Here is a 26,493-nt window from a genome sequence, read left to right as displayed (position 1 = left end):
CTAAAGGGAGAAGTGTATAGCAGAAACGTCTCGTCGTATCATAAGCCAAAGCCTTTGTTTCTGAGTGGTGAACCATGCAAATTAATACATTCGGTCCCTATACACTGCGCCGCGAACTGGCACGGGGGGTGTGGCTGGCCGAAAGCGGCGGGCGCGAGGTCGCCCTCAAGCTGGCGCCGGCGGGCGGCGGCGCCTTCCTGCGCGCGGCCTGGCTGGCCGCCCGGCTGGACCATCCGGGCGTGGTGGCCGTGCTGGACGCGGGGGAGCGGGACGGCACCGCCTACGTGGTCAGCGAGCACGTGCCGGGGCCGTCGCTGGCCGCGGCGCTGGAGGCGGGGCCGCCGCCGCTGGAACGGGCGCTGGCCTGGACGGGGCAGCTGCTGGAGGCGCTGGCGCACGTGCACAAGCGGGGCGTGGTGCACCGGGATATCAAGCCGTCCAACCTGTTGCTGGCGGCCGACGGCGGCCTGAGGATCGCCGATTTCGGCCTGGCCTGCCGCGCCGGGCCGGCCGAGGCGCACGGCACCCCGGCCTATATGGCGCCGGAGCAGATGCGCGGCCAGGTGGACCAGCGCAGCGACCTGTACGCCGCCGGCGTGGTGCTGTACCAGTTGCTGGAGGGCCGCAAGCCCTATCGCGGCACGCCGTTCGAGGTGATGCGGCTGGCGCTGGCCGGCGAACCGCCGCCGCTGCCGCGCGCGCTGGCGCGCTACGACGCGGTCCTGGCGCGGGCGCTGGCGCCGGACGCCGGGCGCCGTTTTCAGACCGCGGACGATTTTCTCGCCGGTCTCCACAGTTGCTCCACATTGTGATGCCACGATCACGCCCCGTCACAGAGCGGGAACGCGAGAGCATAAGGCGCTGTGATTTGCAATGGATATCGCGTAAAAATCAGTGGCAAAAAGGGAATTATTTTTTCCGAACTGTTGCCGATTTTCTAGTATAGTCTCCGTGGAAATGTTCGCCCTATGGGTAGAGTGAGGTTTATTGCGCACCATGAGTATTGTTGATATCGATTCCCTGCTTCAGCCGGTGTCCGACGACGCCGCCTGCGGCCCCAACCTGGAGTACGACCCGGAGTTCCTGGAGCTGGAGCAGGCCGTGCTGGGGAAACCCGAGACGCAGTACGGCGACACCATCACCCCCGCCGTGCCTCCCGAATGGAAAGTGGTCAAGCGCCTGGCGCTGGAACTGCTGTCGCGCAGCCGCGACTTCCGCGTGGTGCTGCCGCTGGCGCGCGCCGCGCTGGCGCTGCACGGCATCCGCGGCCTGTCCGACAGCCTGAAGCTGATCGAGCGCCTGTTGGACGAGCGCTGGGACAGCGTGCACCCGCAGCTCGATCCCGACGACGACATGGACCCCATGTTGCGCATCAATTCCCTGGCCGCGCTGACCGATCCCGGCTTCCTGCGCGAAGTGAAGGAGGCGGCGCTGCTGCCGCTGCCCGGCCTGGGCGCGTTCTCGCTGCGTTCGCTGGAGGTGGCCAGCGGCGAACTGGCGCCGGCCGAGGGCGAAACCAAGCTGGAACTGCATTCGATCTCCGCCGCGCTGGTGGACGCCGATCCCGAGAAGGTGGCTGGCGCCAGCGAGGCGCTTGTCTCCGCCTGCGACAGCGCCACGCGGATCGAGGTGATCCTGGTGCGCCAGGTCGGGACTTCGCAGGCGCTGAACCTGGACCCGTTGGTGCGCCTGTTGCGCCGCGGCCGGGACTTCTTCGCCAGCCAGCAGGGTGACGACGGCGCCGGCGAGGCGCAGGCCGGCGGCGACGCGCAGGGCGGCGACGACGGCGAGGGCGCCGCCCCCGCCGGCGGCCGCGGCGCCGGGCCGCGTTCGGCCGCCATCAGCGGCGACGTCGCCAGCCGCGCCGACGTGCTGCGCATGCTGGACAAGATCAACCAGTACTACGCGCAGTACGAGCCTTCGAGCCCCGTGCCGCTGCTGCTGGAGCGGGCCAAGCGCCTGGTGCCCAAGAGTTTCCTCGAAATCATGCAGGACCTGGCGCCGGACGGTGTGGCCCAGCTGCTGGTCATCAGCGGTCAAGAGCTGAAGCAACAAGAAGATGAGTACTGATGATAGTACTGAATACCGTGTACCGAGCCGGGCAATTCGGGCATTTGTTAACAATCAAGGAGGAGTGAATCGTGGGCAAAGAGAGTAGCCAGAAATTCATCGCGCGCAACCGCGCGCCGCGCGTGCAGATCGAGTACGACGTCGAGGTGTATGGCGCCGAAAAGAGCATCCAGCTGCCGTTCGTCATGGGCGTGCTGGCCGACCTGTCCGGCCAGCCGGCCGACCCGCTGGCGCCGGTGGCGGACCGCAAATTCCTCGAGATCGACGTCGACAACTTCGACGAGCGCCTGAAGGCCATGAAGCCGCGCGTCGCGGTGCAGGTGCCGAACACGCTGACCGGCGAGGGCAACCTGTCGATCGACATGACGTTCGAGAGCATGGACGACTTCACGCCGGCCGCCATCGCGCGCAAGGTCGAGTCGCTGAACAAGCTGCTCGAGGCGCGCGGCCAGCTGTCCAACCTGCTGACCTACATGGACGGCAAGACCGGCGCCGAGGAACTGATCGGCAAGGTGCTGAACGACCCGGCCCTGATGCAGGCCCTGACCTCGGCACCGAAGCCGCAAGAGTAAGCGACAAATAAGCAACCACCCCGGAGGATAGAGATGGCTCAGACCCAAGAAGAACTGCAAGGGGCAACCGGCACGCTCGAGTTGAGCGACTTCGGCAGCCTGTTGCAGAAAGAATTCAAGCCGCAATCGGACAAGGCCAAGGAGGCCGTCGAGAACGCGGTGAAGACGCTGGCCGAACAGGCGCTGGCGGGCACCAACCTGGTATCGGGCGACGTGCTGGCCACCATCGAGGGCCTGATTTCGGCGCTGGACAAGAAGCTCACCGAGCAGATCAACCTGATCCTGCACACCGAGGAGTTCCAGAAGGTGGAGGGCGCCTGGCGCGGCCTGCACCACCTGGTGAACAACACCGAGACCGATGAAACGCTGAAGATCCGCGTGATGAACATCTCGAAGAACGACCTGGCCAAGACGCTCAAGAAGTACAAGGGCACGGCCTGGGACCAGAGCCCGATCTTCAAGAAGATGTATGAAGAGGAGTTCGGCCAGTTCGGCGGCGAGCCGTTCGGCTCCATCGTGGCCGACTACTACTTCGACAACAGCGCGCCCGACGTCGAGCTGTTGACCTCCATGGCCAAGGTGGCCGCCGCCGCGCACGCGCCGCTGATCACCGCCGCCGCGCCGTCCGTGATGCTGATGGAATCGTGGCAGGAACTGTCGAACCCGCGCGACCTGACCAAGATCTTCCAGACCCCGGAACACGCCGCCTGGCGCTCGTTCCGCGAGTCCGAGGATTCGCGTTACGTCGGCCTGGCCATGCCGCGCTTCCTGGCGCGCCAGCCGTACGGCGCCAAGACCGATCCGGTGGAGGCCTTCGACTTCGAAGAGGACACCTCGGCCGCCGGCAGCAAGAACTACACCTGGGCCAACGCGGCCTACGCGATGGCGGTCAACATCAACCGCTCGTTCAAGAACTACGGCTGGTGCTCGCGCATCCGCGGCATCGAGTCCGGCGGCGCGGTGGAAGGCCTGCCGGTGCACAGCTTCCCGACCGACGACGGCGGCGTGGCCATGCAGTGCCCGACCGAGATCGCGATCTCGGACCGCCGCGAGGCGGAGCTGGCGGCCAACGGCTTCATGCCGCTGGTGCACAAGAAGAACACCGACTTCGCCGCCTTCATCGGCGCGCAGTCCATGCACAAGCCTGCCGAGTACGACGATCCGGACGCCAGCGCCAACGCCGCCCTGGCCGCGCGCCTGCCGTACCTGTTCGCCACCTGCCGCTTCGCGCACTACCTGAAGTGCATCGTGCGCGACAAGATTGGATCGTTCAAGGAACGCGACGAGATGCAGCGCTGGCTGACCAAGTGGATCAACAACTACGTGGACGGCGATCCGGCGAACTCGAGCGAAAACACCAAGGCGCAAAAGCCGCTCGCGGCCGCCGAAGTGCAGCTGGAAGAAGTCGAAGGCAATCCGGGCTACTACACCTCCAAGTTCTTCCTGCGTCCGCACTACCAGCTGGAAGGCTTGACGGTGTCGCTGCGCCTGGTGTCGAAACTGCCGTCCGCCAAGGGCGGTTGATTTAGCTTTACCAATTTAGCGGCCGGGCGATCCCCCGGCCATCCCAGTGCATCACTTAGAGGAGAACCAACATGGCAATGGACATTTTCATCAATCTTGGCGACAAGATCAAAGGCGAATCGCGCGACAAGGTACAAGGCCCTAAAGGCGACGTCGACGTGCTGGCCTGGAGCTGGGGCATGAGCCAGTCCGGCACCACCCACTCGGGCGGTGGCGGCGGCGCCGGCAAGGCCAACTTCCAGGACATCTCCTTCACCAAGTACATCGACAAGGCCTCCAACGGCCTGATGACCGCGCTGGCCAAAGGCTCGCACATTCCGAAGGTGGTCCTGCTGGTGCGCAAGGCCGGCGAAGGCCAGCAGCGCTACATCGAGATCACCATGGAAGAAGTGATCGTGACCTCGATCTCGACCGGCGGCAGCGGCGGCGAGGACCGCCTGACCGAAAACGTGACGCTGAACTTCGCCAAGGTGAAATTCGCCTACGCGGTGCAGGACAGCAAAGGCGGCGTGGGCGCGGATGCGACCTTCGCATGGAACATCGCCGAGAACGTCGCGGCTTAATAGCAGTAGCGTACGTCAAAACCACAAGCGCACACCCGGGGTCAGACCCGTTGGGTCTGACCCCGGCATCCGCCGCAGGTTCTAATATTTTCGTCGGCCGGGGAGGGCATGGCATGTCTGCGCAAGATCTCATCACTGAAGGCAAACTGGACGCCGCGCTGGCGGCGCTGCAGGACCAGGTCCGCAAGGACGCCGCCAACCCCAAACACCGCATCTTCCTGTTCCAGCTGCTGTCCGTGATGGGCCAGTGGAACCGCGCGCTCACGCAATTGAACGTGGCCGCCGAACTGGACGCGGGCGCCTTGCCGATGGCGCAAACCTATCGCGAAGCGATACAGTGCGAAGCCCTGCGCGGCGACATTTTCGCCGGCAAGCGCGCACCCCTGATTTTCGGCGAACCAGCGCCGTGGCTGGTGTTGCTGCTCGAGGCCCTGCGCCTGGACGCGACCGACCCCGACGCCGCCGCCAACGCGCGCGCCCAGGCCTTCGAGCAGGCGCCCGCCAGCGCCGGCACCATAGACGGCCAGCCCTTCGAATGGCTGGCGGACGCGGATTCGCGCCTCGGCCCCGTGATCGAGGCGGTGGTCAACGGCAAATACTTCTGGATACCGGTGGAGCGCATCAGCCGCATCGAGTTCGAAGCGCCGACCGACCTGCGCGACAAGGTGTGGACGCCGGCGTCTTTCACCTGGACCAACGGCGCCAGCACCGTCGGCCTGATCCCCACCCGCTACAACCACACGCAGGCCGGCAGCGACGACGCGCTACTGCTGTCGCGCCGCACCGACTGGGTGGACGGCCCTCAGGGCTCCCACGGCCTGGGGCAGCGCATGCTGGCCACCGACGCCGGCGAGTACGCGCTGATGGACGTGCGCCTGATCGAGTTCGCCGAGGTTGAACAGGACCAAGAAGCGGGCAATGGCTGAACTGGCGCCACGCGAGCGCCTGCAGCCCTCGCTGCTGGACCGGCTGACCGATGACGAACCGGACAAATCGGTCGAGTCGCGCGAGCGGCGCGTGATGTCGGTGCGTAGCCTGCGCGAGAGCGTGTTGCGCGACCTGGGCTGGCTGCTCAACACCACCAACCTGTTTTCCGTCACCGGGGGCGCCAGGCTGCCGCACCTGGAAGGCTCGGTCGTCAATTACGGCATGCCCGACATTTCCGGCATCTCCGTCACCGGCCTCAATCTGCAAGACCTGGAGCGCGGCATCCGCCAGGCGATCTGGGATTTCGAGCCGCGCCTGATGCGCGCCTCGGTGAGCGTGCGCGCCATTCCCGCCGCATCTGAAAGCAACAAGATCATGTTTGAAATCGAAGGCGACATGTGGGCGCAGCCCTATCCGGAGCGGCTCTACCTGAAGACCGAGCTGGATCTGGACCGCGCCACGATACGTCTGAGCGAACAGGCGGGGGGCGCTTGAATCCCCGCTTCCTCCGTTATTACAGCCAGGAGCTGCAGCACCTGCGCGAAGTGGGCGGCGAGTTCGCGCGCGAGTACCCGAAGATCGCCGGCCGCCTCGGCCTGGAGGGCTTCGAGTGCGCCGATCCCTATGTCGAACGCCTGCTGGAGGGCTTCAGCTTCCTGACCGCGCGCGTGCAGATGAAACTCGACGCCGAGTTCCCGCGCTTCACGCAGCACCTGTCCGAACTGGTTTATCCGCACTTCCTCGCGCCCACGCCCTCGATGGCGGTGGTGCAGCTGCAGCCGGACCTGAGCAATCCCGCCCTCAAGCAGGGCTACCCGGTGCCGCGCGGCAGCGCGCTGCGCAGCGTGCTGGGCAAGGGCGAATCCACCGCCTGCGAATACCGCACCGCGCACGACGTGACCCTGTGGCCGCTGGAACTGGCCGAGGCCAAGTTCTTCACCTACACCGGCGGGCTGGATGTGCCGCTGCCGTCCAGCGTGAAGGCCTGCCTGCGCCTGCGGCTGCGCACCAGCGGCAATGTGCCGCTGCGCGCGCTGGCGCTGGACACGCTGGCGCTGAACCTGCGCGGCAGCGACGAGCTGCCGGTGCGCATCTACGAGAAGATCCTGTCCGGCATCGAGGGCGTGCTGGTGCTGCCGGGCAGCCGTCCGGCCGGCTGGCACGCGCTGCTGCCGAAGACGGCGGTCGCGCCGCTGGGCTTCGGCGAGGAGGAGGCGCTGCTGCCCAGCGGCAGCCGCACCTTCCAGGGTTACCGGCTGCTGCAGGAATACTTCGCCTTCCCGCAGCGCTACCAGTTCGTCGAATTGCGCGGCCTGCGCCAGGCTGTCGGCCGCTGCGACGACACCGAGATCGAGATCCTCATCCTGCTCAACCGCGGCGACGCGCAACTGGAGCAGATGCTGGACGCGTCGAACTTCGCGCTGAACTGCACGCCCGCCATCAACCTGTTCCAGCGCCGCGCCGACCGCATCAACGTCTCGGACGGCCAGCTGGAATACCACGTGCTGGTGGACCGCACCCGTCCCATGGATTTCGAGGTGTTCGGCATCGACTCCGTCACCGGCTACGGCACCGGGCCGAACGCGGAGCAGGCCTTCCGCCCGTTCTACACGGCGCGCGACATCGGCGGCCTGCACCAGGACAAGGCCTTCTACCAGATACGGCGCGAGCAGCGCATGATCTCGCAGCGGCAGCGCCTGAACGGTCCGCGCTCCAGCTACATCGGCAGCGAGACCTTCATCTCCATCGTCGACGCGGCCGAGGCGCCGTACAGCAGCGACCTGCGCCAGCTGGGACTGAACGTCTGGTGCACCAACCGCGACCTGCCGCTGTCCATGCCGCTGGGCGTGGGCAAGACCGATTTCATCCTCGATTCCGGCGCGCCGGTGACGGCGGTGCGCTGCCTGGCCGGCCCGAGCCAGCCCTATCCCTCCTTCGCGGAAGGGGCGGTGGCCTGGCGCCTGCTGAACCACTTGTCGCTGAACTACCTGTCGCTGGCCGACAGCGACGCGCGCCAGGGCGCCGTCGCGCTGCGCGAACTGCTCGCGCTGTACTGCCACGCGGGGGACCTGAACGCGCAGCGCCAGGTCGAGGGCGTGCAGTCGATTAGCACCAGCACCATCACGCGGCGCATGCCTTCGCCGGGTCCCATCACCTTCGGGCGCGGCCTGCAGGTGACCGTGACGCTGGACGACGCCGCCTTCGAGGGCACGGGCGCCTTCCTGCTGGGCGCGGTGCTGGCGCAGTTCTTCGCGCAGTACGTGTCCATCAACTCGTTCACGGAAACCGTGGTGCGCACCGTGGCGCGCGGCGACATCATGCGCTGGCCGGCGAAGGGGGGCGCATGCGCGATCCTGTAGCGCTGGAGGTCGCGCTCGAACGCGACGCCGCGAAGATGGATTTCTTCCAGGTCTTGCGCCTGATCGAGAACGCCCATCCGGAACTGCCGCGCATCGGCGCCTCGCTGCGCCCGCGCGATGACGCGGTGCGCTTCGGCCAGGACCCCGCGCTGGTCTTCCACGCCACCATGCTGGGACAGTTCATGCGCGCCGGCGGCGACGCGCGGGCGCGGCTGGCCGTCAACTTCTTTGGCCTGCTGGGCGCCAACGGACCGCTGCCCACCCACATCACCGAGTACACGCGCGACCGGCTGCGCAACGGCGGCGACGGCACCCTGCTGGCCTTCTTCGACGTGTTCCACCACCGCCTGCTGTCGCTGTTCTACCGCGCGCGGGCGCAGGCCGAGCCGGTCATCAGCCTGGACCGCGAGGACACGGACCGCTTCGGCGCCTTCGTCGGCAGCCTGTTCGGCATCGGCTCGCCGGCGCTGCGCCAGCGCGACGAGATCGGCGACTTCGCCAAGCTGCACTTCGCCGGCCTGCTGGCCAACAACGCGCGGCCGGCGTCCGGCCTGGTCTCCATCCTGCGCGAGTATTTCAAGTTGCCGGTGCGGGTCGAGCAGTTCGTCGGCCACTGGATGCGGCTGCCGGTGGAGATCCAGTCGCGCCTGGGGCGCCTGGAGGACGGCAACCGCCTCGGCATCTCCACGGTGCTGGGCAAGAGCGTGTGGGACAGCCAGAACAAGTTCCGCATCGTGATCGGCCCCATGGGCTACGCCGACTACCAGCGCCTGCTGCCCGGCGGCGACAGCATGAAACGCCTGCTGGCGTGGGTGCGCACGTACGCGGGCACGGCCCTGGACTGGGACGTGCGCCTGATTTTGAAGAAGGAAGAAGTCCCGGCACTAAGACTGGGCGGCGGAACCAAATTGGGCTGGAGCACCTGGCCGGCCGGCAAACCGCCCACACGCAATCCAGACCAATTGCTTATCAACCCAAGCGCCCATGCGGGCTAAGGAAAAACATCATGGCAGAAATCAGCCGCGTTGCCCTGTTCGGAAAACTGAATTCCCTTTGCTACCGCGCCATCGAGAGCAGCACCGTGTTCGCCAAGCTGCGCGGAAATCCCTATGTGGAACTGGCGCACTGGATGCACCAGATCCTGCAACTGCAGGATTCGGACGTGCTGCGCCTCATCAAGCACTATGAACTGGACGCCGCCGCGCTGGCGCGCGACCTGACGGCGGCGCTGGACCGGCTGCCGCGCGGCTCCACCTCCAGCATCGACCTGTCGTCGCAGCTGGAGGAAACCGTGGAGCGCGCGTGGGTGTACGGCACGCTGATGTTCGGCGAATCGTCGGTGCGTTCCGGCCACCTGCTGGTGGGCATGCTGAAGACGTCCGGCCTGCGCAACGCGCTGTACGGCATGTCGTCGCAGTTCCAGAAGATCAAGGGCGAGGACCTGAGCGAGAAGTTCGCCAGCCTGCTGAAGGATTCGCCGGAATCGGCCATGGCCGCCACCGACGGCTTCCAGGCCGGCGGCGGCGCCGCTCCCGGCGAGGCCAGCGGCGCGATCGCGCCGGCCGCCATGGGCAAGCAGGAGGCGCTGAAGAAGTTCACCGTCGATCTCACCGAGCAGGCCCGCGGCGGCAAGATGGACCCCATCGTCGGCCGCGACGACGAGATCCGCCAAGTGGTCGACATCCTGATGCGCCGCCGCCAGAACAATCCCATCCTGGTGGGCGAGGCCGGCGTCGGCAAGACCGCCGTGGTGGAGGGCTTCGCCCAGCGCATCGCCCGCGGCGACGTGCCGCCCAGCCTGAAGGAAGTGCAGCTGCTGGTGCTGGACGTGGGCCTGCTGCAGGCCGGCGCCAGCATGAAGGGCGAGTTCGAGCAGCGCCTGCGCTCCGTGATCGACGAAGTGCAGGGCAGCGCCAAGCCCATCATCCTGTTCATCGACGAGACCCACACCCTGGTGGGCGCGGGCGGCGCGGCCGGCACCGGCGACGCGGCCAACCTGCTCAAGCCGGCCCTGGCGCGCGGCACGCTGCGCACCATCGGCGCCACCACCTTCGCCGAATACAAGAAGCACATCGAGAAAGACCCGGCGCTGACCCGCCGCTTCCAGACCGTGCAGGTCGACGAGCCGAGCGAGGAACGCGCGATCCTGATGATGCGCGGCGTCGCCTCCACCATGGAAAAGCACCACAAGGTGCAAATCCTGGATGAGGCGCTGGAGGCCGCCGTCAAGCTGTCGCACCGCTACATCCCGGCGCGCCAGCTGCCGGACAAGTCGGTCAGCCTGATCGACACCGCCTGCGCGCGCGTGGCCGTCAGCCTGCACGCCACGCCGGCGGAAGTGGACGACAGCCGCCGCCGCATCGAGGCGCTGGAGACGGAACTGGGCATCATCGCGCGCGAAAACGCGATCGGCATCGAGACCGCCAAGCGCGAGGCCGAGGCCACCGCGCTGCTGAACACGGAGCGCGACCGCCTGGGCGGGCTGGAAAACCGCTGGAACGCCGAGCGCGTGCTGGTCGATGAATTGCTGGCCCTGCGCGCCAGGCTGCGCGACGGCGCGCTGCCGGTGGAAGGCACGGGCAGCAGCCTGGAGGCGGCGGCCGCCGCCGAGGCGGGAGCGGCGGTTCCGGCGGCCTCGCCGGCGCTCGACTCGGCCGAACGCGCCACGCTGATGGAACAGCTGAAGGGCGTGCAGGCCAAGCTCACCGAACTGCAGGGCGAATCCCCGCTGATCCTGCCCACCGTGGACTACCAGGCCGTGGCCTCCGTGGTCGGCGACTGGACCGGCATCCCGGTCGGCCGCATGGCCAAGAACGAGATGGAAACCATCCTCAAGGTCGCTTCGCTGCTGAGCCAGCGCGTGATCGGCCAGGACCACGCGATGGAGATGATCGCCAAGCGCATCCAGACCTCGCGCGCGGGACTGGACAACCCGAGCAAGCCGATCGGCGTGTTCATGCTGGCCGGCACCTCCGGCGTCGGCAAGACCGAAACCGCGCTGGCCCTGGCCGAAGCGCTGTATGGCGGCGAGCAGAATCTCATCACCATCAACATGAGCGAGTACCAGGAGGCGCACACGGTGTCGACGCTGAAGGGCGCGCCGCCGGGCTATGTGGGCTACGGCGAGGGCGGCGTGCTGACCGAGGCGGTGCGCCGCAAGCCGTACTCCGTGGTGCTGCTGGACGAGGTGGAGAAGGCGCATCCGGACGTGCACGAGATGTTCTTCCAGGTGTTCGACAAGGGCTTCATGGAGGACGGCGAGGGCCGCTTCATCGACTTCAAGAACACGCTGATCATCCTCACCACCAACGCCGGCACCGAGTTGATCGCCGGCCTGTGCAAGGACCCGGACCTGATGCCCGACCCGGAAGGCATGGCCAAGGCGCTGCGCCCGGCGATGCTGAAGGTGTTCCCGCCGGCGCTGCTGGGCCGCATCGTCACGATTCCCTATTACCCGCTGTCGGACGAGATGCTGGGCCAGATCGTCAAGCTGCAACTGAACCGCATCAAGAAGCGTGTGGAGGCGCGCTACAAGATCCCGTTCCAGTACAGCGAGGACGTGGTCAAGCTGGTGGTGTCGCGCTGCACCGAGGGCGAGTCCGGCGGCCGCATGATCGACGCCATCCTCACCAACACCATGCTGCCGGACATCAGCCGCGAGTTCCTGACGCGGATGATGGAGGGCGGCACCATCGGCGGCGTGCAGGTGGACGCGAAGGACGGCGGTTTTACCTACAGTTTCAGCTGATAAAAAGGAGAGCACATGGCACTGATTATTCCAACCCCGGATGAAGTGAACGCGCTGTTCCGGGCCGCGCTGAGCAGCGACCTGTTCGGCAATCCGGGGATCGCCTCGCGCACCGAAATGCTGGCCATCCTGCACGAGGTGCGGGCATGGGCCTCGGCCAATTCGGTGACGGCGCAGGCCATCCTGTCGGTGGTGACCAATGCCGAGCAGGACGTCTACCTGGTGGGCATGAAGGGCGGCGGCTACACCTGCTTCAGCAGCGACGATCCGGCGCCGGGCAAGGGGGTGGTGTACTTCAACTTCGACGCCCGCTTCGAGATCAAGCAGGAAGGCAAGGCCAACGCGCCGCTGCACAACTACATCGCCTTCCTGCACGAGATGGGCCACGCGAAGCAGTGGATAGAAACGCCCGAGTTCTTCAACGGCAGCCTGCAGAACAAGCCGGACTTCGCCAAGGTCATCAAGACGGCGGCGCAGAACATGGCCATGCGCACCGGGAACTGCAGCTTCGGCGACGCGGGCCGCGCGCTCAAGCTGCAGAACCTGCGCCTGACCAAGCCGACTTGGAGCGTGCGCATCGAGAACGACAACTTGATGCGCCACGAGTGGCCGATGTGCGATGAAAGCGGCCATGTGCGCCGCGCCTACACCGACCTGGTGATGTTGTAGGCGACAGCGGGGCGACACCGAAACTTTTCCGGCCGCGCCTTCAGCGCGCGGCCATGCGGGCCGCCGGCAGCGCCGGCGGCGCCGACATCATTCTCCACCACAGAAACATCGTCACGGCCGCTAGCACGGCGGCGCCGATACCCATCCCAGTCCAAGGAAGGCCGTTACCCGCCATGTGCGCGAAATGGTTGGCAGCGCCCGTAGCCAGAGCTGCGCCCATCATCGTCAGCATGCTCGCAAGGATCATCACGGCGTTCTGGATTTGCCCGGACATGTGCAGGGTGGGCCCAACACATGCATCAGCAGCTTGCCGCTGGGTGCGCCTTTGCTTGCCCTTTCAAGGCAGCCGAATAGCCGCTGAACCAAATCGAGAAGGGATTGGATATCCTACTCGAGTTGACGTGCAGCGCGATGCCGTTCTTGAACAGTTCCAGTTTCTCGGCCTGTTTGCGGTGCCATGCCCAGTGTTTGTCACCTCCGCAGGCGTACAGCGTTGAACCACACCGGGCCGCCGGCATCGCCATTATCACCAGCCCCAGCGCGGCGATGCAGGTTTCGCCATATGCGGCCAGCAGCCCGCCTCACGGGTTGAGCAACTCACACCACGCTTGTGCAAAACGCCGTTCGCCAACAAGCCGTTGCGCTCCGACCTTTAGCAAAGTGATGAACGTGTGTCACATCAATAACGGCGTCGGCTTACCGCTTGCGCACGTTCTGCTTTTCGCGCAGCCACTGCCCGGCCAGTAGCGCTGGAACATGAAGGAAAAACAAGACTCCTTCGCAAACCGCGTTCCTTGTTCGTCGCGGCAATCCGGTACCGAGGCCGAGAAAACCGGGATTCGTCGCAGCATGTATCCCGCATTGGGGCCAAGCCTTTATCGTGCGTCCATCGACATCAATTGGCAGATGCCAACTGATGCGGTCAAACGCAAATGATCGGTGGTACTTGATGCGAACCATTTTGAGTGGAAGCCGCTGCGACGTTTGCATTGCTTGAGAAAACCGACTAACTACATAGGGTAGGGAACATCATGAAACCTCTAGCAAATAGTTGGACAGGATCAGGGAGTGGCGCTTCAGAACTCCATGCGTTACGGGTTAGCGGACTGCGGAAGTCGTTCGGCCGGCCCGCAGTCTCGGGGATCGATCTGACGATAGCACCGGGCGAGTTTTATGGACTCCTGGGCCCCAATGGCGCCGGCAAGAGCACGACTCTGCGCATGATCGCGGGTCTTCTGGCGCCGGACGCAGGAACCATCGAGGTCTTTGGCATTGACGTGCGGAAGGACCCGCTGGCCGCCAAAAAACTCATCGCGTGGGTGCCCGATGAGCCGTTACTCTACGACAAGCTGACGGTGATGGAGTACCTCGAGTTCATCGTCGGTCTCTGGCGGCTCGATGCGAACAAGGCTCAAGGCCACGCCCAGGAACTCCTAAAACGCTTGGATCTCTGGCAGCACCGCGATGAGCGCTGCGAAGGCTTTTCGCGCGGCATGAAGCAGAAGGCCGCACTGGCCGGGGCACTCCTGCATGAGCCGCGGCTTCTGATTCTCGACGAGCCGCTGACTGGCCTCGACGCTGCCATTGCACGTCAAGTGAAAGACCTGCTGCTTGAGCGCGCACGACAAGGCTGCACGATCATCCTTACGACACACCTCATGGACGTCGCCGAGCGCATGGTTCAGAGGCTGGGCATCATTGCATCGGGGCGGGTGCTCGCCGAGGGAACGCTGGACGAACTGAGGACCCGCACACAACAGGTCGGCGGCACTCTCGAAGACATCTTCCTGCGCCTTGTCACGAACGCCAAGGAAGAGGTGGCCGCATCGTGATTTCGGGCAAAGGTTCTGCAATCTGGCTCCTGCAGCATGAGCTGAGACTCTTTTGGCGCGCGGGGCTTGTCAGACGGATAAGCGCCGTGTTCCTCATCGTAGCGCTCGTCCTCATGCACCTGGTCGCCGCAGCGACCGAGTTCGCGCTTGAGGACGCACCGCCAATGCCTCGCGGCCTCCGCCTGCTGATCGTTACAGGACTCATCAGCTTCGTCTTCGGGACGATGCTGTCGCGGTGCCTGTTCCTCGTGATTGAAGCGATCTATACGCGACGGGACATGGAGCTTCTGCTCACTTCTCCGCTTGCCCCAACGTCGTTCATCGGGGCGCGCGCCATGAGCATAGCTATTACGGTGACGCTGGAGTTCGCCGCGCTACTGTTCCCGTTCGCGGACATCTTTGTGATGCTGGGACACATGGACTGGCTCAAGGTCTATCTGCTCGTCCCGGCCTTCGCCATGCTCACGACAAGTCTCGCCCTGCTGATTGCGCTCGGCATGTTCCAGTTGCTGGGGCCGAGGCGGACGCACGTGTTCGCGCAGATCATGTCGGCAGTGGTCGGAATCAGCTTCCTGCTGGTGATACAGCTGCCCAGCATGATGCCGCGGCAAACCCCGCAGGGGCTCGGTGATCTCGGCCGGCAAGCCGCCGAAACTGGCGCTGCTCTCATCTGGCAGCCGGCCTCACTGATCCTGAACGGCTTTGCCGCCACGCTGATCTTTACCGTCGGCTGCATCGCCTTGTTCATTGCCACGGTGAGGGCCTTGGGCGGCCCGTTTGTGTCTGCCTCGCTACTATCGAGCGGTACGTCGAAGGGCTTAGGTCGCGCCCAGTCCGCCGAGACGATGGTATTCCGTTCGGACCCGCACAAGATCCTCGTCTCCAAGGAACTGCGACTCATCGCCCGTGATCCGGGCCTGCTATCACAGCTTTTGCAGCAACTCGGCTACGCCGCCCCGATAGCGCTCATCCTCTGGAAGTACCAGTCCGACGGCACGCCGTGGATGTGGCTCAGCCTGATCCTGATCTCGGGATCGTGCGCGAGCGCTCTTTCCTGGCTCATCTTCACGGCCGAGGATGCTCCTGACCTCCTGGGGACTTCCCCCATGTCGCGCAAGGCCATCTTGCGTGCGAAGGTCGAGGCGGCGCTGACGCCGCTGATGGTCCTTATCTCCGTGCCCCTCTTTATGTTGTTGAAGCGCCATCCCGTGTTTGCGGTCTCGCTGGTCGTGTGCTCAGCGGGATGCGCGGCCAGTTGCGCTCTGCTGAACGTTCGTGGCGGGAGTCACCGGAAACGTGCCGAGTTCAACGCGCGACACCAGGGTGCGCCCGGCAGTGGCATCGTGGAGATACTCGTAATCGTTGGCTGGATGGCGTGTTGCGCGGGCATCATGTGGCTGAGCCCGTGGGCCTGATTCTTTAGGAAGGATGAGATGCGTGACCGTGACGATATGCGCAGCCGCACGGACAACCCAGAGCCGATCGACCTGTCGACGGCAATTGGCCCGCTCGACTGTCGACGTTTGCATTGCCTACGGTAAACCGAACAACTACACTGGGAATATCATGAAACTTCTAAGAAATAGCTGGACAGGAATAAAACATACGCGCGATCTCCTCAATGAAGGGGGCGATATGTCTCCTAAAACCGGGGTATGGATGTCGCGCCTGTCGCGCGGCGCCATCATCGCGCATTCTGCGATGCTGCTGGGAAGCCAACTGGCGGTCGCGGCGATATGGCTCATAAAGAAGCCAACTGACAAAATGTGGGCCTTGAACGTTGCCGTCACGTGCGGGGCCACCATTTTTTACTTGAGCTGGCTATTGGCGATGATGATCGACAAACATTTCGAGCGCATGCCAACGACAGAGGAATTCCGGAAATGGGCGGGCCTGGCGGCCTTGCTGGGATTGCCCGTCGGTCATCTGATATTTTTTATGGCCGGAAAAATTCAAACGCTTTCGGCGATGCCCTCGTTTATGTGGTTCTTTCCGGAACTGATGGTCGGCGGCTTGATCGCTTTCTGTTATTTGCGCTTCACGTATGTGCGCCAGTGGCATGAGCGCTTGAGCAGCGAAGCGCTGAAACGTCACTCCGCCGAGCAAGGCCAGGCACTGGCGGAAGCCCGCCTCACGCTCCTGCAGGCCCAAATTGAACCGCATTTCTTGTACAACACCTTGGCCAGCGTGCAGCATCTGCTGCGCAAGGATCCCGAGAATGCCGATTTCCTGTTGAGTCAACTGATCAGCTATTTGCGTCAGGCCATCCCGGATGTGCGTGGCACAGGTTCAGTCCTGGGACGCGAATTTAGCCTAATCGAGACCTACTTGAACATCGTGCGAGTGCGCATGGGCGGTCGGCTTGAGGTGGACGTGCAATTCGATCCGGCACTGGCGGACGTGCCGTTTCCCAACTTGATTATCCATACCCTGGTTGAAAATGCCATCAAACATGGCGTAGAACTCAAGCCCGGACCGGTCGGCATAGCGGTACAGGCCGTGCGAGTGGCGCATGAGGGGCAGGCACGCATCGACATTACGGTGAAGGACAACGGGCCCGGCTTTGGTGCCGGCGATACGGTCGGCACCGGCGTCGGACTGATTAATATCCGCGCTCGCCTGGCCGCGGCATATCAAGGTCGCGCGCGACTCGATATTTCCGATGCGCCGGGCGGGGGCGTGTGTGCTACAGTCAGCATTCCTGGAAATCCCATATGATTCTGACCGCCGTCATTGCTGACGATGAACCATTCGCCCTTGCCGGACTGGCCGATGCGCTGGTGCTGGTCTGGCCCGAGCTCCAGGTGGTGGCGACCGCTTGCGACGGCCCCTCGGCATTCCAGGCAATTCGCACCCATCGGCCGACCCTGGCCTTCCTGGACATTCGCATGCCGGGCATGAGTGGCTTGCAGGTGGCCGAGGCGGTCGGCGAGCAGACCCTGGTGGTGATCGTGTCGGCCTACGATCACTATGCCATGTCGGCGTTCGAGAAGGGCGTGGCGGACTATGTGCTCAAACCGGTTGAGCTGCCGCGCCTGGTAACGGTGGTGCGCCGCCTGCAGGAGCGCATGGCGCAGGTGAGCACTGCGAAAGCGAGACCAGACCCGGCGCCCGCCGTCGACGTGCAGCCGGCGGCGGCGCTGCAGTGGATCAAGGCCTCGGTCGGTACCCTGGTGCGCCTGATCCATGTGGACGACGTGTATTACTTTGAATCGGACGCGAAGTACACCCGCGTGGTCACGGCCGATGGCGAGGCACTGATTCGGATGCCATTGAAACAACTTGCGGGTCAGCTCGACCCCCAGTGGTTTTGGCAAGTGCATCGCAGCTCGGTGGTGAATCTGCGGCATGTCGTCAGCGCGGTGCGGATCGATGAAAACATGGAAGTGATACTGAAAGACAGGCCTGAACGAATTAAGGTGTCGTTGCAGTATCAGGCCTTGTTCAGGCAGATGTGAGGCCTGCACAGAAGTGCGCGCTGGCGGTCCAGCTGATGGTGAAGCGCTTGGTGGGCGGGCCACCACGGCCCGCTTGACTAGCGGCGGCTCGCCCCGATCAGCAGGCCGGCCACCGGTTTGCCCGCCTCCTGGCGCAGCGTGACGTGGCGCAGCTCGCGTACCTCCAGGCCGGCCTGTGCGAGGGCGGCAAGCGCATAGGCTCCGGCATGGCTGTAGCGCCCGTGGGGATTGAGCCGGTGGCGAAGGTCCGGCGGGGCGTCCTCGACTTCCTCCAGGGTGAACACCAGGCTGCCGCCGGGCCGCAGCGCGCCGGCGGCGGCCGTGAGCACGTCCTCTAGCTCGCCGAAATAGATCAGCGTGTCGGATGACACCACCAGGTCGTAGGCATGGGGATGGGCGCCCAGCCAGGCCGTCAACTCCGCCTCGTGCAGGCTGTCGTAGCCACCCCGCGCGCGCGCCTTGTCGAGCATCCCGGGCGACAGGTCCACCCCTTCAAGCCGCCGAGCGTAAGGACGCAGCAGCGGGCCGCACAGGCCGGTGCCGCAGCCGGCGTCCAGCACATCCAGGCCGCCGCGCGCATCGCCCAGCAGCGTGGCGGCCACCTCGGCGCACAGCGCCGGCGCGCAATAGCCCAGGTCCGCCAGCACCTCGTCGAAGGTGCTCGCGAAGCCGTTGAACACGGTTTGCACATAGGCGTCGGACGCGCGCGCCGGGTTTGCAGCCGCCTGTCCCAGCGCCGCGAGGCAGGCCTGGATGTGGTGGGCGACGATGGGATTGTCCGGCTTCGACTTTTCCCACTGCCGGTACAGGTCCAGCGCGTCGGCGTGGCGACCCTTGGACACCATGGCCTGCGCCACGTTGCGGCAGGCTTCGGGACTGTCCGGCTCCCGCAGCAGCGCGTTGCGGTAGGCGTCCAGGGCCTCGTCGATCTCGCCCAGCCGTTTCAGCGCGTTGCCAAGGTTGACCCAGCCCTGCGCGAAATCGGGATCGATGGCCAGTGCCTGGCGGTAGGCGTCGCGCGCCTCGGCGTGCCGGTCCTGCTCGCGCAGCACGACGCCCAGATTGTTGTGGGCGGCGGCGAAGTCCGGCCGTGCGGCGATCACGCCGCGGTAGGACAGCTCCGCGTCGGCGTAGCGGCCCGCCTCCTTCTGCACGTTGCCCAGGTTGTTGCGGGCGTCGACATAGCCGGGCGCCAGCGCCAGGGCGCAGCCGATCAGGCGGATCGCCTCGTCGTGGTCGCCCAGCTGGTGGCGGGCGATGCCCAGGTAGTGCAGCGCGTCCGCGTGTTGCGGCTGCAGCTTGAGGATGGCGGCGTATTGGCGCGCGGCCTGTTCGGGCCTGCCCTGGCGGTGCAGGGCGACTGCCGCCTGCATCGCGTCGTCGATGGGATTGCCGCGTTTCGCGGCGGTCTTCCTGGACTGCGGTTTCTTCATGCGGCTTGATCTTGGTTTTTGGTCTTCGTGTTTCTTAATATTCCCAGGCCCCGGCCAGCGCTTGCGGCGGAGTCGCGATCGATTGGCTGCGCAGCAGGCGCACGGCGTTGCGGTTGCGGAAACTGAGCAGCGGCATCAGGCCGCGCCGCAGGATGGCGTCGCCGGCGCGCTCGGACAGGTAGGCCTCGGCGCAAGCCTGCATATGCGCCTCGCCGTCGCGCCGCACCGTGTGCGCGGGCAGGTCGCCCAGATCCACCACGTCGCTGGCGCTCATGCCCCATGCACTGTCCTGGAAGGCGCGGCCCAGCAGCAGCGCGCACGCCAGCGAGGCGTGGCCCCACAGGTAGTCCTCGTGCCGGTGCGCGGGGCCGGCCTCCTCGTAGTCGAACTGGTCGACGCGGTCGGTGGCCTTGCCGTACGGGAGCCGCAGCAGCACGCGGGGCAGGGCGAGGCCCAGCCAGGCGGCTTGCCTGCTGGCGCGCAAGGCTTGCCAGCGCGCGGACGATTCGGCGTCCGCCGGTGCCCAGTCGGCCGCGTCGGGCTGCTCGGCCAGCGACGTGGCGCCCAGCAGGCTGGCCGAGGCCGCGCCGATGAAGGGGGCGCGGGCCTCGGCGGCGACGGCGCCCAGCACTGACAGCAGGCGGACGTCGTCCTCGCCGCCGTCGAAGCTGTAGTCGCCGCAAATGAGGGACCACGGCGCCGCGTCGGCCGAGCTGCGCGGCTGTTCGACGAGCACGCGCCGCAGCGCCAGCGCGTCGGCCCGCAACTCGGCCTTGGTGGCGTCCAGGATGTGCAGCTGCAGGCTTTCCTCCAGTTCCAGGCCGGTCACCAGCATGTGCAGGCCGCGCCACGCCGCCTCCAGCGCCTGGAACGCGGGCGCGTGCAGCACGGCGTTCATGCGCTCGGCGATGACGGCGTCCACGGCGGCGACGTAGTCGGCCTGGCGGGGATCGGGGCCGGCGGGCATGGCGCCCACCAGCTTGCGCACCAGTTGGTCGATGGGCGCGGCGGCCGGCGCGGCGGCGGTGCCGACCACGCCGCCCAGCAGGCTGGCGAACGGGTTGTCGCCGCCGGCGGCGCCGGACGATGCCTGCGCCGCCGGCGGGGAAGAGGGCGCGGGTGGCACCCCGTCCGCGGGACGCAGCTGGGCCGCGGCCGCCGCGAACGTGGCCGGATTCTTCAGCCGCTGCCGCTGCCCGCGCAGGTCCGCGAAAGCGTCTGATTTAAGATACAGCTGGTCGGGATGGAAGTCGTCCAGCTCGCGGAACTGGAAGGTGTGCGTGGCGCCCTCCAGCGCGAGCGACATGGAGGGCGCCAATTGCGCCATCAGGGCGTTGAAGTTGTCGATGTCCAGGCGGCGCGCGGGCCGCTGGCCCAGCGCTGGCCGGGCCGCGGCGCCGCCGCTGAAATCACCGAGCACCAGGATGCGCATGGGTTGGCCAGGTTCGGCGGGCCGCTGCGCGCCCTGCGTGGCGAAGTTCAATTCAAAAATCAGCGATGCGGCCATGGCCATTCCTCCTCGTTGCGTGCAGTGCTGGGCAGCTTATCCTAAAACCTTACCTTTAAGACAGCTTTATCGGTCATAATAGACGGTCGGCAATCATGACGTAAGAGTAATTCGTAGGAGATAAGAATGCCAAACCAAGTCTCGATGGGGGCAATGATGACCTGCACTTTCGGTGCCGCGCCGTCGTCGCTGGTCGTGCTCCCGAAGAACAAGGTGCTGGCCGAAGGTCCGCCCGCCGCCAACATCATGGACCACGTGCCGATGATGAACATCATGCCGTTCGGGATGTGCAACTCGCCCGCCAATCCCACCGTCGCCGCCGCCACGGCCGCCGCGCTGGGCGTGCTGACGCCGATGCCGTGCATCCCCGTGACGTCGGCGCCGTGGGTGCCGGGCGCGCCGACCGTCCTGATCGCCAACATGCCCGCGCTGGACAACGTCTCCAAGTGCATGTGCAACTGGGGCGGCGTGATCGGCTTCACCAACGCCGGCACCGTCAAAACCATGATCCCCTGATCCACCGAGACTAGAGTCCCATGCCTGTAACGCAAGCCAACCGCGAAGTCGCCGTCACCTCCAAGCTGGGGGCCGATGTCCTGCTGTTCGACCGCATGAGCGGCCATGAACAGTTGGGCCGCCTGTCCGAATACCGTGTGCAGCTGCTGAGCACCAAGCACGACGTGAAGATCGCCGACGTGCTGGGCAAGCCGATGGGCGTGCACGTGAACCTGGCCAGCGGCGAGGTGCGCCATTTCAACGGCATCGTCACGCGCTTCGCCTGCACCGGTTGGCGCGAGGGCTTCGCCAGTTACGAGGCCACCGTCCATCCCTGGCTCTGGCTGCTGACGCGCGCCTCCAACTGCCGCATCTTCCAGGAGAAGTCGGTGGTCGACATCGTCAAGGCGGTGTGCGCCGATTCCTCGTACGGCGGCATGATCGACCTGGACGTGAGCGCGCTGAGCGGCACCTACGCCGCGCTGGGCTACTGCGTGCAGTACCGCGAGACGGACTACAACTTCGTCTGCCGCCTGCTCGAGGGCGCGGGCATCTATTTCTATTTCAAGCACGACGAGACCAAGCACACCATGGTGCTGGCCGACTCCTACAGCGCGCACGCGGCCTGTCCCGGCTACGCCAAGGTGGTGTTCTCCGGCGAGGACGGGCGCCGCATCGTGGACCAGGAGGCCATGCACGGCTGGGCCGCCGGCGGCGAGATCCAGGCCAGCAGCTATGTGCTGAACGATTTCGACTTCGAGAAGGTGGCCGCCAGCACCAGCGGCGGCCTGGTGGTCAACTCCGCCATCGCGGCGGCCTTCGACCAGCAGTCCTATGAGATGTACGACTATCCCGGCCTGTACGTGGAGGCCGCCGCCGGCAAGGACCTGGCGCGCGCGCGCATGGAAAGCCTGCACGGTCAATGCGAGGAGATCACGGCCGACACCAACGCGCGCGGCCTGTTCCCGGGCGGCCTGTTCGCGCTGACCGGCCACCCGCGCGACGACCAGAACCGCGAGTTCCTGGTGACGGCGGCGCAGTATGAAATCGCCGGCAACGATTACCTGAGCGGCAGCGCCGGCGAGCCTTTCGACTTCCGCTGCAACTTCCGCGCCATCGGCAAGGAGCACAGCTACCGCGCGCCGCGCATCATGGTCAAGCCCGTGGTGCAGGGGCCGCAGACGGCGATGGTGGTGGGTAAATCCGGCGAGGAGATCTGGACCGACAAGTACGGCCGCATCAAGGTCCAGTTCCACTGGGAGCGCGAGGGCAAGGAAAACGAAACCAGCTCGTGCTGGGTGCGCGTGCAGCAGACCTGGGCCGGCAAGGGCTGGGGCAGCGTGTTCATTCCGCGCATCGGCATGGAGGTGGTGGTCAGCTTCCTGGAGGGCGATCCGGACCGGCCGCTGGTCACCGGCTGCGTCTACAACGGCGACTCCATGCCGCCGTACGCGCTGCCGGGCGAGCAGACCAAGTCCACCATCAAGACCAACACCTCCAAGGGGGGCGGCGGCTACAACGAGATCCGCTTCGAGGACAAGAAGGACAGCGAGGAAATCTACGTCCAGGCCGAGAAGGACTACAACCGCGTGGTGAAGAACAACGACACGCTGAAGGTGGGCTTCGAGAAGAAGGACAAGGGCGACCAGACCATCGCCATCAAGAACGACCGCAGCCTGGACGTGGGCCACGACCACAAGGAGCACGTGGTGAACGACCACACGGTGACCATCGATCACGACCAGATCGTCACCATCACCAACGACCAGACCGAGAACGTCAAGCACGACCAGAGCCTGAAGGTGGACAACAACCAGACGCTGGAGATCGGCGTCGACCGCAAGCTCGACGTGGGCGGCGACCAGACCACGGCCATCAAGGGCGACCACAAGGTGACGGTCACGGGCGACCAGAAGGTGAAGTCGTCCAAGACCATCGTGATCGAGGCCTCCACGTCGATCGAGTTGAAGGTCGGCGGCAGCAGCATCAAGATAGAGGCGGCGAAGATCACCGTGAAATCGCCGGAGGTGATGGTGCAGTCCGACGCCAACACCACCGTGAAGGCCGGCGCGATGATGCAGCTGAAGGCGGGCGCCATCATGACCGTCGAAGGCTCGCTGGTGAAAATTAACTGATGAACCGGCGCGGCCCGTTTCTACTCCCTTATAATCCATGGTCCCGGCCAGGGACGCGCCATTGAACCACCGGAATACAGAGAGCCGATGTCCTTAACTTTGCGGATACAGTCGTATCGAAAACAAGCGCCCGCGGTGCCCGTGGAACGCCGTTTCGACCAGTTGGGCGGCACCATAGGCCGCGCCGCCGGGAACGACCTCGAATTGCCCGATCCGGGCAAGTACATTTCGCGCAACCACAGCAAGATCGACTTCGCCGAGGGCCGCTACACGCTGATGGACCTGGGCGCCAATCCCAGCTGGATCAACGACCGGCCCGTGGGCGCCGGCAAGACCGCCAGCCTGGAGCATGGCGACCGCCTGATGATAGGCGACTACGTGCTGGAGGTGCTGGTTGAGCGTCCCGGCGCGGCCGCCGTGCCGGTGTTCGAACCCGAGACCTCGGCCGAACTGCCGTTCCAGGCGCAGCCCGCCGCGCCGCCGTCGCCGCACGAGGGCCCGTCCTTCGACGAGCTGCGCGACACGTTGGCCGGCGTGAAGATACTGGACGTGGCGGGCGGATTCGATCCGCTGGCCGCGCCGTCGGCCAACGACCCGCTGGGATTGAACATGCTGGGCGGGGCCGAACCCATGCCGCTGGCGCAGCAGCCGGCCGCGTTCCGGGGCTCCGAACCGGACCACGTGTCGCCCCAGTTCATACCGATGCCGGGCGCGCTGCTGCCGGGCCACGCGGCGGCCCCGCAGCCGGCCGCCTACGTGCCGGAATCGCCGCCGGTGTCGCCGTATTCGTCCGAACCCACGGTGCTGACCATACGCGCCACGCAGCCGCCCCAGATGCCGGGCATGGCCGCCGCGCCGCCGCCTTCCATGCTGATCCCGGACGACTACGATCCGCTGGCCGACTTCCTGCCGCCGCGCGTCGGCGCGCAGGCGCCCGCGCAGGGGGGAGGCTGGCAGCAGCCCGTCCCGGCGCTTGGCCAGGGCGCACAGGGCTGGCCCGAGCCCGGAGGAATGCCGTCGGGCGGCCAGGCGGGCTATCCCGGCCAAGCGGGTGCGTCCGCCGGCTCCCAGCCCGCGTGGCCCGCGCACGCGGCGACACCTCCGTCCGCGCCGGCCGGCTGGCCGCAGCCTCCGGTCCACGGCGGGGCGCCAGCCGGCTGGCCCGCTTCGCCTCTCCCGCCAGCCGGGGCGCCGGGCTGGCCGCAACCGGCCGCCGCGGTCGTCTATCCATCGGCGGGCGGCGACGAGGTCCTGCAGGCGCTGTTGCGCGGCATGGGCCTGAGCGGCCTGCAGCTGAAAAAGTCGCCCGCCGAGACGGCCGAACTGGCCGGCATGATGCTGCGCGAAGCCACCGCCGGCACCATGGCCGTGCTGATGGCGCGCGCCATGACCAAGCGCGAAAGCCGCCTGGAAATGACGGTGCTGGGCGCCCAGGCCAACAATCCATTGAAATTCTTCCCGGACGCGGAAAGCGCGCTGTCGCAGATGCTGACCAACGCGCTGAGCGGCTACATGCCGCCGGTGAAATCCATCGGCAGCGCCTTCGAGGACTTGAAGGCGCACGAACTGGCGGTGATCGCCGGCATGCGCGCCGCGCTGGACGGCGTGATGGCGCGCTTCAACCCGGCCCTGATCGAGGCCAAGGAGCCGGAAGGCGTGATGGACAAGATGATGGTCAACGCGCGCAAGGCCCGCATGTGGGACCGCATGGTGGAACTGTACGACGACATCCTGCGCGAAGCCGACGACGACTTCCAGCACCTGTTCGGCGAGAAGTTCTCGGCTGCCTACGAAGAGCAGATCGGCCGCCTGCACCGCAAATAACCCATAAGCTAGCGAGACAACATGTCGTGGAATCGTAAAGTCATCTGGTCGGAAGGCATGCTGCTGCAACCGCAGCACCTGCAGCAGCACGACCGCTACCTGCAAACCCAGCTCGAAAGCCGGGTCGGCAAGCTGCGCCCCTACGCGTGGGGCTTCTCCCAGCTCAAGATCGACGAGCAGCAGCTGGCGCTGGGCAGGCTGGCGCTGTTGTCCTGCGCCGGCGTGCTGCCGGACGGCACCCCGCTGGCGCTGCCCGCCGACGACGACCTGCCGCTGCCGCTGGACATACCCGAGGACGCGCGCAACGTGCTCATCGTGCTGGCGCTGCCGCTGCGCCGGCCCGGCATTCCCGAAACGGGCGACAACCCGGCGCCGGACAATTTCGCCCGCCACGGCACGGTCGACCACGAAGCCTGGGACAGCAACGGCATTGACAACAGCGCGCTGATGCAGGTCGGGAAGATGCGCCTGCGGCTGGCGCTGGAATCGGACGTGGCCAACGCCTACGCCTACGTGGGCGTGGCCCGCGTGATCGAACGCCGCCCGGACAACCGTGTGGTGCTGGACCCCGAATACTGCCCGCCGTGCCTGGACTTGCGCGTCGCGCCCCGCCTGGGCGGCTTCGCCGACGAGGTGGTGGGCCTGCTGCACCAGCGCGGCGACGCGCTCGGCAACCGCCTGTCGCAGCCCAGCGCCGCGGGCGCCGCCGAGATCGCGGACTTCCTGCTGCTGCAACTGGTGAACCGCGCCGAGCCGCTGTTCGCGCACCTGTCCACGATGACCGGCCTGCACCCGGAATCCTATTACCGCGAGGCGGTGCAGCTGGCCGGCGAGCTGGCCACCTTCGCCCCCAACAGCAAGCGCGCCATCCAGTACCCGGTCTACCGCCACGACCAGCTGCGCGAGACCTTCCTGCCGGTGATGGAGGACCTGCGCCAGGCCCTGTCCATGGTGCTGGACGCGCACGCCGTGCCCATCCCGCTGGAGGAGCGCCAGTTCGGCATCCGCGTGGCCGTGATGCGCGATCCGGAACTGGTGAAGTCCGCCAGCTTCGTGCTGATGGTGAACGCGCACATGCCGGCGGAGACCGTGCGCAGCGCCTTCCCGCGCCAGGTGAAGATCGGTTCCGTGGAAAAGATACGCGACCTGGTCAACCTGCAGTTGCCGGGCATCGCCCTGCGTCCGCTGCCGGTGGCGCCGCGCCAGCTGCCGTTCCACGCCGGCTTCACCTACTTCGAACTGGACCGCAACAGCGAATACTGGCACCAGCTCAGCACCTCGGCCGGATTCGCCATGCACGTCGCGGGCGACTTCCCCGGCTTGCAGATGGAGTTCTGGGCGATCCGGAAATAAGCGGACACTAAAGCGGAAGCAGC

23 protein-coding genes are annotated in these 26,493 nt (G+C 66.1%); 20 read left to right on the top strand and 3 right to left on the bottom strand.

What is annotated here, in order from left to right:
- The first annotated feature begins 74 nt into the window (after positions 1–74).
- From BM436_RS22165 to BM436_RS22115, 11 genes are all read left to right on the top strand, one after another.
- Positions 75–812 (top strand): serine/threonine-protein kinase, encoded by a 738-nt coding sequence (locus BM436_RS22165; protein ID WP_093557709.1) that lies wholly within the window; start codon positions 75–77, stop codon positions 810–812.
- Between the two features lie 184 nt (positions 813–996).
- Positions 997–2,070 carry a type VI secretion system protein TssA gene (gene tssA / locus BM436_RS22160; RefSeq protein WP_093557708.1) on the top strand — a complete coding sequence of 358 codons (1,074 nt, stop codon included), beginning with the start codon at positions 997–999 and terminating at the stop codon, positions 2,068–2,070.
- A gap of 71 nt (positions 2,071–2,141) precedes the next feature.
- On the top strand, positions 2,142–2,642 hold the full coding sequence (gene tssB / locus BM436_RS22155; protein WP_093557707.1) for a type VI secretion system contractile sheath small subunit: 501 nt from the start codon (positions 2,142–2,144) through the stop codon (positions 2,640–2,642).
- 33 nt (positions 2,643–2,675) lie between these two features.
- Complete coding sequence (gene tssC / locus BM436_RS22150) at positions 2,676–4,166, top strand: type VI secretion system contractile sheath large subunit (RefSeq protein WP_093557706.1); 1,491 nt, start codon at positions 2,676–2,678, stop codon at positions 4,164–4,166.
- Between the two features lie 71 nt (positions 4,167–4,237).
- The gene (locus BM436_RS22145; RefSeq protein ID WP_093557705.1) at positions 4,238–4,729 is read left to right on the top strand and encodes an Hcp family type VI secretion system effector; all 492 of its coding nucleotides are present in this window, start codon (positions 4,238–4,240) and stop codon (positions 4,727–4,729) included.
- Between the two features lie 113 nt (positions 4,730–4,842).
- Positions 4,843–5,655, top strand: coding sequence for a type VI secretion system accessory protein TagJ (locus BM436_RS22140; RefSeq protein WP_093557704.1), 813 nt, complete (start codon positions 4,843–4,845; stop codon positions 5,653–5,655).
- On the top strand, positions 5,648–6,151 hold the full coding sequence (gene tssE / locus BM436_RS22135; protein ID WP_093557703.1) for a type VI secretion system baseplate subunit TssE: 504 nt from the start codon (positions 5,648–5,650) through the stop codon (positions 6,149–6,151). The genes BM436_RS22140 and tssE overlap by 8 nt, the downstream gene beginning before the upstream one ends.
- Positions 6,148–8,016, top strand: a complete 1,869-nt coding sequence (gene tssF / locus BM436_RS22130) for a type VI secretion system baseplate subunit TssF (protein ID WP_093557702.1) — start codon at positions 6,148–6,150, stop codon at positions 8,014–8,016. Before tssE ends, tssF begins: the two co-directional genes overlap by 4 nt.
- A complete protein-coding gene (gene tssG / locus BM436_RS22125) occupies positions 8,001–9,011 on the top strand; it encodes a type VI secretion system baseplate subunit TssG (protein WP_093557701.1) in 1,011 nt (336 codons plus the stop codon). The genes tssF and tssG overlap by 16 nt, the downstream gene beginning before the upstream one ends.
- Before the next feature lie 11 nt (positions 9,012–9,022).
- A complete protein-coding gene (gene tssH / locus BM436_RS22120) occupies positions 9,023–11,764 on the top strand; it encodes a type VI secretion system ATPase TssH (RefSeq protein WP_093557700.1) in 2,742 nt (913 codons plus the stop codon).
- Between the two features lie 15 nt (positions 11,765–11,779).
- Complete coding sequence (locus BM436_RS22115; protein WP_143133269.1) at positions 11,780–12,433, top strand: hypothetical protein; 654 nt, start codon at positions 11,780–11,782, stop codon at positions 12,431–12,433.
- A 40-nt stretch (positions 12,434–12,473) separates the two neighbouring features.
- On the opposite strand, the gene BM436_RS22110 is transcribed toward BM436_RS22115, so the two are convergent.
- Positions 12,474–12,707, bottom strand: a complete 234-nt coding sequence (locus tag BM436_RS22110) for a hypothetical protein (RefSeq protein ID WP_093557698.1) — start codon at positions 12,705–12,707, stop codon at positions 12,474–12,476.
- Positions 12,708–13,189: 482 nt separating this feature from the next.
- On the opposite strand from BM436_RS22110, the gene BM436_RS36385 reads away from it, so the two are divergent.
- The 5 genes from BM436_RS36385 to BM436_RS22090 all read left to right on the top strand — a co-directional run bounded on the left by BM436_RS36385 (position 13,190) and on the right by BM436_RS22090 (position 17,723).
- Positions 13,190–13,369 (top strand): hypothetical protein, encoded by a 180-nt coding sequence (locus BM436_RS36385; protein WP_143133268.1) that lies wholly within the window; start codon positions 13,190–13,192, stop codon positions 13,367–13,369.
- 95 nt (positions 13,370–13,464) lie between these two features.
- The gene (locus BM436_RS22105; protein WP_093557697.1) at positions 13,465–14,265 is read left to right on the top strand and encodes an ABC transporter ATP-binding protein; all 801 of its coding nucleotides are present in this window, start codon (positions 13,465–13,467) and stop codon (positions 14,263–14,265) included.
- Between the two features lie 86 nt (positions 14,266–14,351).
- Positions 14,352–15,680 (top strand): hypothetical protein, encoded by a 1,329-nt coding sequence (locus tag BM436_RS22100; RefSeq protein WP_143133267.1) that lies wholly within the window; start codon positions 14,352–14,354, stop codon positions 15,678–15,680.
- Between the two features lie 151 nt (positions 15,681–15,831).
- Positions 15,832–16,983, top strand: a complete 1,152-nt coding sequence (locus BM436_RS22095) for a sensor histidine kinase (protein WP_177307420.1) — start codon at positions 15,832–15,834, stop codon at positions 16,981–16,983.
- On the top strand, positions 16,980–17,723 hold the full coding sequence (locus BM436_RS22090) for a LytR/AlgR family response regulator transcription factor (RefSeq protein WP_218164908.1): 744 nt from the start codon (positions 16,980–16,982) through the stop codon (positions 17,721–17,723). Before BM436_RS22095 ends, BM436_RS22090 begins: the two co-directional genes overlap by 4 nt.
- A gap of 77 nt (positions 17,724–17,800) precedes the next feature.
- On the opposite strand, the gene BM436_RS22085 is transcribed toward BM436_RS22090, so the two are convergent.
- A complete protein-coding gene (locus tag BM436_RS22085) occupies positions 17,801–19,156 on the bottom strand; it encodes a tetratricopeptide repeat protein (protein ID WP_093557694.1) in 1,356 nt (451 codons plus the stop codon).
- 34 nt (positions 19,157–19,190) lie between these two features.
- The gene (locus BM436_RS22080) at positions 19,191–20,663 is read right to left on the bottom strand and encodes a type VI secretion system contractile sheath domain-containing protein (RefSeq protein WP_177307419.1); all 1,473 of its coding nucleotides are present in this window, start codon (positions 20,661–20,663) and stop codon (positions 19,191–19,193) included.
- Positions 20,664–20,789: 126 nt separating this feature from the next.
- Between BM436_RS22080 and BM436_RS22075 the strand changes: the two genes are divergently transcribed.
- The 4 genes from BM436_RS22075 to tssK all read left to right on the top strand — a co-directional run bounded on the left by BM436_RS22075 (position 20,790) and on the right by tssK (position 26,470).
- Positions 20,790–21,179: a DUF4280 domain-containing protein gene (locus BM436_RS22075; protein ID WP_093557692.1), complete on the top strand. Its 390-nt coding sequence runs from the start codon at positions 20,790–20,792 to the stop codon at positions 21,177–21,179.
- Positions 21,180–21,199: 20 nt separating this feature from the next.
- A complete protein-coding gene (locus tag BM436_RS22070) occupies positions 21,200–23,293 on the top strand; it encodes a type VI secretion system Vgr family protein (RefSeq protein WP_093557691.1) in 2,094 nt (697 codons plus the stop codon).
- Between the two features lie 141 nt (positions 23,294–23,434).
- Positions 23,435–25,117: a type VI secretion system-associated FHA domain protein TagH gene (gene tagH / locus BM436_RS22065; RefSeq protein ID WP_177307416.1), complete on the top strand. Its 1,683-nt coding sequence runs from the start codon at positions 23,435–23,437 to the stop codon at positions 25,115–25,117.
- Positions 25,118–25,138: 21 nt separating this feature from the next.
- Positions 25,139–26,470 carry a type VI secretion system baseplate subunit TssK gene (gene tssK / locus BM436_RS22060; protein WP_093557689.1) on the top strand — a complete coding sequence of 444 codons (1,332 nt, stop codon included), beginning with the start codon at positions 25,139–25,141 and terminating at the stop codon, positions 26,468–26,470.
- The last annotated feature ends 23 nt before the right edge of the window (positions 26,471–26,493 follow it).

Source organism: Pseudoduganella namucuonensis (genome assembly GCF_900116645.1).
GTDB lineage: Bacteria > Pseudomonadota > Gammaproteobacteria > Burkholderiales > Burkholderiaceae_D > Rugamonas > Rugamonas namucuonensis.
This window is presented reverse-complemented; position numbering and strand designations above follow the sequence as displayed.